This window comes from Aeromonas sp. FDAARGOS 1410 (genome assembly GCF_019048745.1).
GTDB lineage: Bacteria > Pseudomonadota > Gammaproteobacteria > Enterobacterales > Aeromonadaceae > Aeromonas > Aeromonas jandaei.
The window spans coordinates 948,420-960,546 of the sequence record NZ_CP077401.1 but is presented as its reverse complement, the minus strand read 5'-3'; the positions used below and the strand labels follow the sequence as shown (position 1 = coordinate 960,546).

Sequence of the window (12,127 nt, the reverse complement as noted above, 5' to 3'; positions counted from 1 at the left end):
CGCACAGCCTTCGCCGCCTCTGCGCAGCCATAGAGCAATGAGCCAACAGCGGGAGGCATGATGGGCAAACAGGTAGTCGTGGGGTTGCTGATGAGCCTGCTCTGCGCCTGCAGCAGTGGTGGCAGTGGTACCTTCTGCCCACCGGGACAGGCCAAGAAGGGACGCTGCTAATTCCCTTTGCCCGGCGATCTAAAACAAAAAGCCGCTCGATTGAGCGGCTTTTTCATGAAGCGGACAGAAGATTACTTTTTCTTCTTGGCCTTGGCGTTCGGCAGGTCGGTGATGGAGCCTTCGAACACTTCGGCTGCCAGACCCACTGACTCGTGCAGAGTCGGGTGAGCGTGGATGGTCAGCGCGATGTCTTCGGCGTCGGCACCCATCTCGATGGCCAGACCGATTTCACCCAGCAGTTCACCACCGTTGGTACCGACGATGGCACCACCGATGACGCGGCCGCTCTCCTTGTCGAAGATCAGCTTGGTCATGCCGTCGGAGCAGTCGGACGCAATGGCGCGACCGGAAGCAGCCCACGGGAAGGTGGCGACTTCGAAGTTCAGGCCCTGTTGCTTGGCTTCCTTCTCGGTCAGACCAACCCATGCCATCTCCGGCTCGGTGTAGGCGATGGACGGGATCACTTTCGGGTCGAAGTAGTGCTTCTTGCCGGCGATCACTTCGGCGGCAACGTGACCTTCGTGCACACCTTTGTGGGCCAGCATCGGCTGACCAACGATGTCACCGATGGCGTGGATGTGGGCCACGTTGGTACGTAGCTGCTTGTCCACCTCGATGAAACCGCGCTCGTTGACGGCAACGCCAGCCTTCTCGGCATCCAGCATCTTGCCGTTCGGCACACGGCCTACGGCAACCAGCACGTTGTCGTAGCGAACCGGCTCGGCCGGCGCGTGCTTGCCTTCGTAGGAGACGTACAGGCCGTCTTCACGGGCTTCAACTGCGGTGACCTTGGTCTCCAGCATGATGTTGAACTTCTTGGCAACGCGCTTGGTGTAGATCTTGACGATATCTTTGTCGGCAGCCGGAACCAGCTGGTCGGCAAATTCCACCACGTCGATCTCGGAACCCAGAGAGGAGTATACGGTACCCATCTCCAGACCGATGATGCCGCCACCGATAACCAGCAGTTTGCCAGGAACGGTTTTCAGCTCCAGCGCATCGGTAGAGTCCCATACGCGGGGATCGTCGTGCGGAATGAACGGCAGCTTCACCGGACGGGAACCGGCCGCGATGATGGCGTTGTCGAAGGTCACAGTGGTCTTGCCATCAGCGCCTTCAACTTCGATGGTGTTCGGGCCGGTGAACTTGCCGAAGCCGTTCACAACCTGAACTTTACGCATCTTGGCCATGCCAGCCAGACCGCCGGTCAGCTGGTTGATAACCTTCTCTTTCCACAGACGGATCTTGTCGATGTCGGTCTGCGGTGCACCGAAGACGATGCCGTGCTCGGCCAGCGCCTTGGCTTCTTCAATCACTTTGGCTACGTGCAGCAGGGCCTTGGAGGGAATGCAACCCACGTTCAGGCAGACGCCACCCAGGGTGGAGTAACGCTCGACGATAATGGTATCCAGACCCAAATCGGCCGCACGGAAAGCAGCGGAATAACCGGCAGGGCCAGCACCCAGTACTACGACCTGGGTTTTGATTTCTTTACTCATCATGACCTCTTTGTCGTTCTTGTATCCCCGGACAGCGCAGTCTTATGCCTTCTTTTCCTTGCAAAACAAGAGGCCGCTGCAGCCGTGAAAAAAACGGGGCAAGTTTACGATCATGTTAATGAAATGAGAAGTAAAAAGGGCAGGCTCTGGGCCCGCCCTCTCACTTACAGGACCAGTCGACGAATGTCGGACAGCACGCCATTCATGGTGGTGATGAAGCGAGCTCCATCGGCACCATCGATCACGCGGTGGTCGTAGCTCAGAGCCAGCGGCAGCATCAGGCGCGGAGCGAACTCTTTGCCGTTCCACTTCGGCTTCATCTCGGACTTGGAGACTCCGAGGATGGCCACTTCCGGCGCGTTGACGATCGGGGTAAAGCTGGTACCGCCGATGCCACCCAGGCTGGAGATGGTGAAGCAACCGCCCTGCATGTCGGCAGCGGTCAGCTTGCCGGCACGGGCCTTCTTGGAGATCTCGGCCAGATCGCGAGACAGCTCCATGATGCCCTTCTTGTTAACATCGCGTACCACGGGGACAACCAGACCGTTGGGGGTATCAACCGCCACACCGATGTGGATGTACTTCTTCATGATCAGCTTGCTGCCATCTTCGGACAGGGAGCTGCAGAAGCGCGGGTGAGCTTCCAGCGCCTTGGCGGCGGCTTTCAGGATGAACACCAGCGGGGTGATCTTCACGTCGGCCTTCTGCTTCTCGAGCATCGCGTTCTGCTCTTTGCGGAACGCTTCCAGCTCGGTGGTATCGGCTTCGTCGAACTGGGTGACATGAGGGATCATGACCCAGTTGCGGTGCAGGTTCGGACCGGAGATCTTCTGGATGCGGGTCAGCTCGACCTCTTCCACATCACCGAACTTGCTGAAGTCTACTTTCGGCCACGGCAGTACGCCCAGACCGTTGCCACCGGCTACGCCGGCAGAGGCAGGAGCGGACTCGGCACGCTTGATGGCATCCTTCACGTAGGCTTGCACGTCTTCTTTGACGATACGGCCCTTGCGACCGGAGGCTTTCACCTTGGCCAGGTTGACACCGAACTCACGCGCCAAACGGCGTACCGCCGGAGAGGCGTGTACGTAAGCGTCGTTGGCAACGAAATCGGAAGAGGCAGCAGCCTGAGCAACCGGAGCCGGAGCCGCAGCAACAGGGGCAGCAGCGACCGGAGCGGCAGCTTGAGCAACCGGAGCGGCGACAGGCGCAGCGCCAGCCACTTCGAATACCATGATCAGGGAACCGGTGGAGACCTTGTCACCCGCCTTCACCTTGATCTCTTTGACCACACCGGCGAACGGCGCAGGCACTTCCATGGAGGCCTTGTCACCTTCCACAGCGATCAGGGACTGGTCGGCTTCAACCTTGTCACCCACGGCAACCATGATCTCGGTGACTTCGACTTCATCGCCACCGATATCCGGTACGTTGACATCTTTCGCGCCAGCAGCAACCGGGGCGGCGGCAGGAGCGGCAGACTGAGCCGGTGCAGCAGCAACGGCAGGAGCCGCGCCAGCCACTTCAAATACCATTACCAGAGAGCCGGTAGAAACCTTGGCGCCAGCGGCAACCTTGATCTCGACCACGCGACCGGCGAACGGCGCCGGCACTTCCATGGAGGCCTTGTCACCTTCCACGGCGATGATGGACTGGTCGGCTTCAACCATGTCGCCCACAGCAACCATGATCTCGGTGACTTCAACTTCGTCACCACCGATGTCCGGTACGTTGACATCTTTGCGAGCGGCAGTGACCGGTGCGGCGGCCGGAGCTACAGCAACAGGAGCGGCCACTTCTGCAGGAGCAGCAGCTCCTTCTGCTTCGAAGATCATGATCTGGGAACCGGTGGCGACCTTGTCGCCCACCTTGATCAGGATCTCTTTGACGATACCGGCAGACGGAGCCGGTACTTCCATGGAGGCCTTGTCGCCTTCTACCGCGATGATGGACTGGTCCAGCTCGACCTTGTCACCCACGGCCACCATGATCTCGGTGACTTCAACTTCATCGGCGCCGATATCCGGCACCATAATCTGTTTGGACATTGTGCTTTATCCTCTTGCGTCGATCCGCGTGACTGGCTGATGCCGCCACGCACATCTCGCGTTAACCGTTTTAAACCCTGGCAGGGTCGCACCGCATGACGGCGCGACCCTTGATCCACTTACGCGTACAGCGGGTTGACCTTGTCGGCATCGATGCCGTACTTGGCGATGGCATCGGCCACAACCTGCTTGTCGATCTCGCCGCGCTTGGCCAGTTCGGTCAGGGCAGCAACCACCACGTAGAACTCGTTCACTTCGAAGTGACGACGCAGGTTGGCACGGCTGTCGGAACGGCCGTAACCGTCGGTACCCAGCACGCGGTAGTTCTCGGTTGGAACGAAGGCGCGAACCTGGTCGGCGAAGGACTTCATGTAGTCGGTCGCAGCGATGGTGACTTCGGAACCCAGTACCTGAGCGATGTACGGTACGCGAGCTTCGGCTGTCGGATGCAGCATGTTCCAGCGATCCGCGTCCTGACCATCACGAGCCAGCTCGTTGAAGGAGGTGACGCTGAACACATCGGAGCCCACGCCATATTCGCTTGCCAGGATCTGGGCGGCAGTGCGCACGTGACCCAGGATGGAACCACAACCCAGCAGCTGCACTTTCGCCTTGGCACCGGCTACGGATTCCAGCTTGTAGATACCCTTACGGATGCCTTCCTCGGCGCCTTCCGGCATGGCCGGCATGGCGTAGTTCTCGTTCAGGGTGGTGATGTAGTAGAACACGTTCTCCGGGTTCTCACCGTACATGCGGCGCAGGCCGTCCTGTACGATCACCGCCACTTCATAGGCGTAGGACGGGTCGTAGGAGATGCAGTTCGGGATGGTGCCGGCCAGGATATGGCTGTGACCATCTTCGTGCTGCAGACCTTCGCCGTTCAGGGTAGTACGACCGGAGGTTGCACCCAGCAGGAAGCCACGGGCTTGCTGGTCACCGGCTGCCCACGCCATGTCGCCGATCCGCTGGAAGCCGAACATGGAGTAGTAGATGTAGAACGGGATCATCGGGCAGTCGTTGGTGCTGTAAGAGGTCGCAGCAGCCAGCCAGGAGGACATGGCGCCCAGCTCGTTGATGCCGTCTTGCAGAACCTGACCCTGCTTGTCTTCCTTGTAGTAGGAGACGATGTCGCGGTCTTGCGGGGTGTACTGCTGACCGTGCGGGCTGTAGATACCGATCTGGCGGAACAGACCTTCCATACCGAAGGTACGGGCTTCGTCAGCCAGGATCGGAACGATGCGCTTGCCGATGGACTTGTCTTTCAGCATCACATTCAGGGAACGCACGAACGCCATGGTGGTGGAGATTTCGCGCGCCTGTTCACCCAGCAGCGGAGCGAAGGCATCCAGCGCCGGGATTTCCAGCTTGTCGGTGCTCTCGCGCAGACGGGTCGGCAGGTAGCCTTTCAGGGCCGCACGACGAGCGTGCAGGTATTTGTGCTCTTCGCTGCCGGCTTCGATCTTCAGGTAAGGCAGGTCGGCCAGCTGCTCGTCGGCCACCGGCAGGTTGAAGCGGTCACGCAGGTGACGCACGGAGTCCAGCTCCATCTTCTTGACCTGGTGAGCGATGTTCTTGCCTTCGGCCGCTTCGCCCATGCCGTACCCCTTGATGGTCTTGGCCAGGATAACAGTCGGCTTGCCCTTGGTCTGGGTCGCTTTGTTGAAGGCAGCGAACAGTTTGCGAGGATCGTGACCACCGCGGTTCAGGGCGAAGATCTCCTCGTCGGTCATGTCTTTGACCAGCGCGGCAGTTTCCGGGTAACGGTTGAAGAAGTTCTCGCGGATGTAGGCACCGTCGCGGGACTTCATGGTCTGGTAGTCACCGTCCACGGTCTCGTTCATCAGCTGGATCAGCTTGCCAGAGGTATCCTTGCGCAGCAGCTCATCCCACTTGCGACCCCAGATAACCTTGGTAACGTCCCAGCCGGCGCCGGCGAACAGGCCTTCCAGCTCGTTGATAACCTTGCCGTTACCAACAACCGGGCCATCCAGACGCTGCAGGTTGCAGTTGACCACGAACACCAGGTTGTCGAGCTTTTCACGCACGGCAACAGTCAGGGCACCTTTGGCTTCCGGCTCGTCCATCTCGCCGTCACCCAGGAAGGCGTAAACGGTCTGCTCGGAGCAATCCTTGATGCCACGGTCGGTCAGGTACTTCAGGAAGCGAGCCTGATAGATGGCAGCGATGGGGCCCAGCCCCATGGATACGGTCGGGAACTGCCAGAAGTCCGGCATCAGTTTCGGGTGCGGGTAGGAAGGGATACCCTTGCCATCCACTTCCTGACGGAAGTTGTCCAGCTGCTCTTCGGTCAGACGACCTTCGGCGAAGGCACGGGCATAGATACCCGGGGAGATGTGACCCTGGAAGTAAACCAGGTCACCACCATCCTTCTCGTTGCGAGCACGGAAGAAGTGGTTGAAGCAGACATCATAGATGGTCGCAGAAGAAGCGAAGGAAGACATGTGACCGCCCAGGTCCAGGTCTTTCTTGGAGGCGCGCAGCACGATCATCATGGCATTCCAGCGGATGATGGCGCGAATGCGGCGCTCCATCTCCAGATCGCCCGGGTAGTCCGGCTCTTCGCTGGACGGAATGGTGTTGATGTAATCGCGGTTTGCCTTGGCAGCCACGTCCACACCGCTTGCGCGGGCTTTCTCGGCCAACTGTTCAAGGATGAACTGAGCGCGTTGGGGACCCTCTTCACGCAGCAGGGATTCCAGAGAGGCAAGCCACTCCAGCGTTTCTATCGGGTCCACATCGTTCTTCAGGATATCAGACATGGCTGGTTCCTATTTTGTTGTGATTGCACGGCATTGCACGGCGAAGGGCGCAAGCATTCGACAATAAAGCCTTGTGGGATTAGTTTTCCTGCTGACGGATCCGACGCATGGATCGCTGGATCCGGCTGTCTTCCCTCTGCATATCCAACAAGGTGTCCTCGATAAAGGCCAGATGCTCATGACAAGCTGTTCTGGCCCGCTCCGGAGCCCCCGACAGGATGGCTTCGATCAGATTCGCGCGATGGCGTCGGATCTTGGCTACCACTCCCGGGCGGCGATTCAAAATCTCGTTATTTCTCAGAATGTTCTGCTCAAGCATCGGGCTCATGGCCCGCAGCAGATGCAGCAGCACCACGTTGTGGGACGCCTCGGCCACCGCCAGATAGAACTGGGTAACGGCTGCCGATTCGGCCACCAGCGAACCTAACTGGCCCGCCTCTTCGATGGTGGTCTGCACCTGACGAATGCGCTCGAAATCAGCAGCGGTACCCCGCAACGCAGCATAGTAGGCGCAGATGCCTTCCAGTGCGTGGCGAAACTCCAGCAGGTCATACTGGGCTTCCGGGTGAGTGCTGAGCAGTTCGAACAGGGGATCGGCGATCCCCTTGCTCAGGGCATTCTGCACATAAGTGCCACCGCCCTGGCGGCGATAGAGCAACCCGCGAGCTTCAAGTCGCTGGATGGCTTCGCGCAGGGATGGGCGCGATACCTGAAACTGGATGGCGAGTTCGCGTTCGGGAGGCAATTTCTGCCCCGGCTGCAAACTTCCTTCCAGAATCATCTGTTCCAGCTCGGCGACAATGGAGTCGGCCAACTTGGGTTGCGTAATCTTGCGATAGGGCATGAGGCTACTTTGTTAAATTGGTATTACCAATTTCATGAATGGGGCGAAAATTAGCAGAGGCCTTGTCAAAAGTCCACTCAAAAGATGATCTGAATCAAGAATCACCACCACCCAATAAGAGGTAAAGCGGGGTAAACATGATTTGGCTCATAGAAATTGGTCTTACCAATATTCTTGAGCAGGCTCACAAATAACATTTGCGCAACCACAAACAAAAATGGCCTGCCATAGAGGCAAACCATTGATTTTAAAACCCAAACTAAATTTGAATATTTACTTTAGCTATTGAGCATCTCGCGGAAGCGTGACCACTGAAAACTCTCCCCCGGATCCGTTTTACGCCCAGGTGCGATATCGCAATGGCCGACAATTTTTTCCATGGTGACCGCCGGGTAACGGGCGGAGATGGCTCGGGTGAGCCCCGCCAGTGCGAAATATTGCGCATCTGTATAGGGGGTTTCGTCCGTCCCCTCCAGCTCGATGCCGATGGAGAAATCATTGCACGCCTCCCTCCCCTGCCAACTCGATACCCCGGCGTGCCAGGCGCGCGCGCCAAACGGCACATACTGCACCAGCTCGCCATCGCGGCGGATCAGGCAGTGGGCCGAGACCCGCAGCTGATGGATACCGGCAAAATAGGGGTGAGCCTCGGGATCAAGGCGTCCCATAAAGAGATCGTCGATAAAGGGGCCGCCAAACTCCCCCGGCGGCAGGCTGATACCATGCACCACCAGCAGGGAGATATCGTCCGGCGCAGTCCGTTCGTTGTGATGGGGAGATGGAACCCGGCGCGCCTGCTGGCACCAGCCGGCATCATCGATGGAAAAAATGGGGTCAGAATGGGTCATCGGCTACTCGATACGAGTTGAACAGAAAAGCGCGATCCGGGCAGGCATCTTGTCACCAAGCCGCTGAATCAGTGGAAAATTGTGTGTTAGGCTGAGTCATCTTCCGCTCGCAATGGATTGGATATGCAGCACACGGCACGCTGGATGTGGTTACTGGCATGGCTCTCTCTGATGGGTCTGCTGACCCTCTATTTTCACTCCCGCAGCCAACCCAGCGTCACCGCCAGCGGCGAACTGTTGCTGCAAGCCGACCAGAGCGGCCACTATCGTCTGGAGGGTGCCATCAACGGCCACCCGGTGCAACTGCTGCTCGATACCGGCGCCACCCGTGTCACCATCCCGCAGCAGGTTGCCGAGCGGCTGGGTCTGACAGCCCGCGGCTGCAGCCAGGTCAACACGGCTGCGGGTCAGATCCGGGTCGGCAACGGCACCATCGAAACGCTGGCGATGGGGCCATTGACCTTGTACGATTTGGCCATCTTTATCAATCCGGCGGCTGAGGGCGACGAGGTGCTGGTTGGCATGAACGCCCTGGGCCGGCTGGAGCTGGTTCAAAAGGAGCGGCAACTGCTGCTCAGACCCTTGCAGGAATAAGGCATGTTTCAACAGGATGTCAGCCGCGCCGTACGCGCCGCACTACTCGAAGATCTGGGCGATGCCCTCACTACACTGAACCAACCGGATGCCAGTGCCGATATCACGGCCCAGCTGATCCCCGCCGACCGGATGGCCGGCGCCCGGGTGATCACCCGTGAAGCAGGAGTATTCTGCGGCCAACCATGGGTCGACGAGGTGTTCGTACAACTCGGCGGCGAGGTGAAGGTGGAGTGGAAGGTGCAGGATGGCGAGGTGATCTCTCCCAATCAGGAGCTGTTCCGCCTCCACGGCCCAGCCCGCTTGCTGCTGACCGGCGAGCGCAATGCGCTCAACTTCGTCCAGACCCTCTCCGGCGTTGCAACCCTCACCGCTCGCTATGTGGCTGAACTGGAGGAGACCGACTGCCGGCTGCTCGACACCCGCAAGACTATCCCAGGCCTGCGCACGGCCCAGAAGTACGCCGTCACCTGTGGCGGCGGCAAGAACCACCGCATCGGTCTCTATGACGCCTACCTGATCAAGGAAAACCACATTCTCGCCTGCGGCGGCATCGCCGAAGCGATTAATGAAGCTCGTCATCTCAATCCGGGCAAACCGGTAGAGGTAGAGGTCGAATCGCTGGCCGAGCTGGAACAGGCACTGGCGGCCAACGCCGATATCGTGATGCTGGACAACTTCGATATTGCCATGATGCGTGAAGCAGTTGCCATCAATCAGGGGCGAGCCAAGCTGGAAGTATCCGGTAATGTCACCCTCGATACCCTGGCCGAATTTGCCGCCACCGGCGTCGATTTTATCTCGGTCGGGGCGCTGACCAAACATGTGCGGGCGCTCGACCTCTCGATGCGTTTTATCTGACAGGAAGATGCACGCCATCCCGTCGTAAACGGGAAGATAGATAACAGATCATGGACTTGCAAAAGGCGCCTCCGGCGCCTTTTCTTTATGGCAGGAACCCTCTGCATAAGGAGTGTAATGGCGGGCCCTTTACAACCGGTAAAAAGAGTCGATAGAAACTGCTTGCTATATGATTTTCATCATGTTTTTAGCAAATGACAGAAAAGTGGTTAACAAAGGCAGCGATCTCTGTTGCCACCCTTGATAGCTCGGATAAGATACTGACGTGTGGATGATTTTCCATCGGCACTTCCCAGGAACCAAGGACAAAAGGATATTTGAAATGAAGAAACAATCAGGTTTTACCCTTATCGAACTGATGATCGTGGTCGCGATCGTGGCGATTCTGGCGGCGGTAGCGCTGCCGGCGTATCAAAGCTATACAAATAAAGCAAAATTTTCAGAGGTCATTTCTGCAACAGGCCCAGCAAAGACAGCAATAGAAGTGTGTTATCAAACAACTGACGGAAGTAATTGTGCTGCAGCTGCAGCTGCTGCTGTATCTGGCGCATTTAACACAGCAAAAGTCGCAAGTGTCACAGCCTCCGTTTCAGGCGGAGCACCAACTATTACAGCCGTTGGCACCTCCGCAGCAGCCGGAACTTACACAATGACAGGCACAGTCAATGCGACTACCAAGCAAGTAACATGGGCAGGGACCTGCACTCCTGCAGACCTCTGCTAACGCATGACATCTAGCCCCAATAGCGGCCTGGCATTAAGCCTGGCCGCCTCTTCACTGATAAGTGAGGAGGACTCCCAGCGCTATCTGAGCCAGGCCAAGGCCCAGCGTAAACCCTTTGTAACCTTCCTGATCGAAAACGAGATCCTTGAGAGCAAAGCTCTCGCCGATTTTTGCGAGCTGGAGTATGGGGTACCTCTGCTGGATCTTGCTGCCTTCGATTTGGCCGAGATCCCGCAGAAGTACCTCAATCAGAAGCTGATTGAGAAGCATCATGTGCTTCCCATATACACCCAAGGGCACACTCTCTATATCGCCATGTCGGATCCGACCAATGTGTCGGCACTGGAAGATTTCGGCTTCAGCTTTGGCCTGCATACCGAAGCGCTGCTGGTCGAAGAGAACAAGCTCACAGCGGCAATAGGAAAATTGCTGGAGAGCGAAAGCGATGCCCTCGGAATGGAGGATATCGATGAATCTGAAATCTCCGACCTCGAAGTATCCGATGAGAGCAGTCGACTGGATGAAAGCGTCAACACCGCTGATGATGATGCCCCAATAGTCAAATACATCAACAAGATCATGATGGATGCCATCAAGCGTGGCGCCTCCGACCTGCACTTTGAGCCCTACGAACAAAAATACCGCATTCGCTTTCGTATCGACGGCATCCTCCATGAAGTGGCAACCCCGCCAGTCAATCTGGCAAATCGTTTCTCCGCACGCCTCAAGGTCATGGCACGGCTCGATATCGCCGAGAGGCGCCTGCCACAGGATGGTCGTATCAAGCTCAAACTGTCGCGTAACAAGTCGATGGATATGCGGGTCAATACCTTGCCCACCATGTGGGGCGAGAAGATCGTTATCCGCCTGCTCGACTCTTCGGCTGCCCGCCTCAATATCGAGCAGCTCGGCTTTGATGACCGGCAAAAAGCGCAATATCTTCGTGCACTTTCGAAACCTCAAGGCATGATCTTGGTCACCGGCCCGACCGGCTCGGGCAAAACGGTCTCGCTATATACCGGCCTCAATATTCTCAACACTACCGAGGTGAACATCTCCACCGCCGAAGATCCTGTGGAGATCAACTTGCCCGGCGTCAATCAGGTGCAAGTCAACCCCAAGGCTGGTCTCACCTTTGCCAGCGCCCTGCGCTCCTTCTTGCGGCAAGACCCGGATGTGGTGATGGTGGGGGAGATCCGCGATCTGGAGACGGCAGAAATAGCTATCAAGGCCGCCCAGACTGGTCACCTGGTGCTCTCTACCTTGCACACCAACTCAGCCGCCGAAACCCTCACCCGGATGATGAACATGGGGGTGCCAGCCTTTAATATCGCCTCCTCGGTGACCCTGATCATGGCCCAGCGGCTGGCACGCAAACTGTGTGACCACTGCAAGGCTCCCGAAGTAGTGCCGGAAGCAGAATTACTGGAGCTTGGTTTTACTCAGCAGCAACTGGCAGCGGGGCTGCGACTGTTCAAACCGGTCGGCTGCAAGGAGTGCTCTGGTGGATACAAGGGGCGGGTCGGTATCTACGAGATCATGCTGATGTCGGAAAACATCGCAAAACTGATCATGCAGGGGGCCAACTCGCTACAAATAGCGGCCATAGCCCAGAAAGAGGGGATGCGTACCTTGCGTATGTCAGGATTGGAAAAGGCTCGCCTTGGCGTCACCAGTCTGGCGGAGGTCAACCGGGTGACAACGAATTGATTGCTCATCCCGATAGCAGGCATCAGAGTGCATAAACACGGGTAAAGA

Annotated in this window: 9 protein-coding genes; 4 read left to right on the top strand and 5 right to left on the bottom strand. The window is 57.8% G+C overall.

Annotation, left to right across the window (positions count from 1 at the left end):
- Positions 1-242: 242 nt before the first annotated feature.
- The 5 genes from lpdA to ampD all read right to left on the bottom strand — a co-directional run bounded on the left by lpdA (position 243) and on the right by ampD (position 8,190).
- Positions 243-1,670, bottom strand: coding sequence for a dihydrolipoyl dehydrogenase (gene lpdA / locus I6L40_RS04600; protein WP_033115370.1), 1,428 nt, complete (start codon positions 1,668-1,670; stop codon positions 243-245).
- Positions 1,671-1,834: 164 nt separating this feature from the next.
- A complete protein-coding gene (gene aceF / locus I6L40_RS04595) occupies positions 1,835-3,718 on the bottom strand; it encodes a pyruvate dehydrogenase complex dihydrolipoyllysine-residue acetyltransferase (RefSeq protein WP_071913421.1) in 1,884 nt (627 codons plus the stop codon).
- Between the two features lie 119 nt (positions 3,719-3,837).
- Positions 3,838-6,498, bottom strand: a complete 2,661-nt coding sequence (gene aceE, locus I6L40_RS04590) for a pyruvate dehydrogenase (acetyl-transferring), homodimeric type (protein WP_071913419.1) — start codon at positions 6,496-6,498, stop codon at positions 3,838-3,840.
- A 79-nt stretch (positions 6,499-6,577) separates the two neighbouring features.
- Positions 6,578-7,342, bottom strand: coding sequence for a pyruvate dehydrogenase complex transcriptional repressor PdhR (gene pdhR, locus I6L40_RS04585; protein ID WP_139394041.1), 765 nt, complete (start codon positions 7,340-7,342; stop codon positions 6,578-6,580).
- Positions 7,343-7,620: 278 nt separating this feature from the next.
- Complete coding sequence (gene ampD / locus I6L40_RS04580; protein ID WP_216995046.1) at positions 7,621-8,190, bottom strand: 1,6-anhydro-N-acetylmuramyl-L-alanine amidase AmpD; 570 nt, start codon at positions 8,188-8,190, stop codon at positions 7,621-7,623.
- 123 nt (positions 8,191-8,313) lie between these two features.
- Between ampD and I6L40_RS04575 the strand changes: the two genes are divergently transcribed.
- The 4 genes from I6L40_RS04575 to tapB all read left to right on the top strand — a co-directional run bounded on the left by I6L40_RS04575 (position 8,314) and on the right by tapB (position 12,079).
- Positions 8,314-8,784, top strand: coding sequence for a TIGR02281 family clan AA aspartic protease (locus I6L40_RS04575; protein ID WP_216995045.1), 471 nt, complete (start codon positions 8,314-8,316; stop codon positions 8,782-8,784).
- A gap of 3 nt (positions 8,785-8,787) precedes the next feature.
- The gene (gene nadC, locus I6L40_RS04570) at positions 8,788-9,645 is read left to right on the top strand and encodes a carboxylating nicotinate-nucleotide diphosphorylase (protein ID WP_216995044.1); all 858 of its coding nucleotides are present in this window, start codon (positions 8,788-8,790) and stop codon (positions 9,643-9,645) included.
- Between the two features lie 322 nt (positions 9,646-9,967).
- On the top strand, positions 9,968-10,369 hold the full coding sequence (locus I6L40_RS21140) for a prepilin-type N-terminal cleavage/methylation domain-containing protein (protein WP_071913411.1): 402 nt from the start codon (positions 9,968-9,970) through the stop codon (positions 10,367-10,369).
- A gap of 3 nt (positions 10,370-10,372) precedes the next feature.
- Positions 10,373-12,079 carry a PilB family type IVa pilus assembly ATPase TapB gene (gene tapB / locus I6L40_RS04560; RefSeq protein ID WP_041210692.1) on the top strand — a complete coding sequence of 569 codons (1,707 nt, stop codon included), beginning with the start codon at positions 10,373-10,375 and terminating at the stop codon, positions 12,077-12,079.
- The last annotated feature ends 48 nt before the right edge of the window (positions 12,080-12,127 follow it).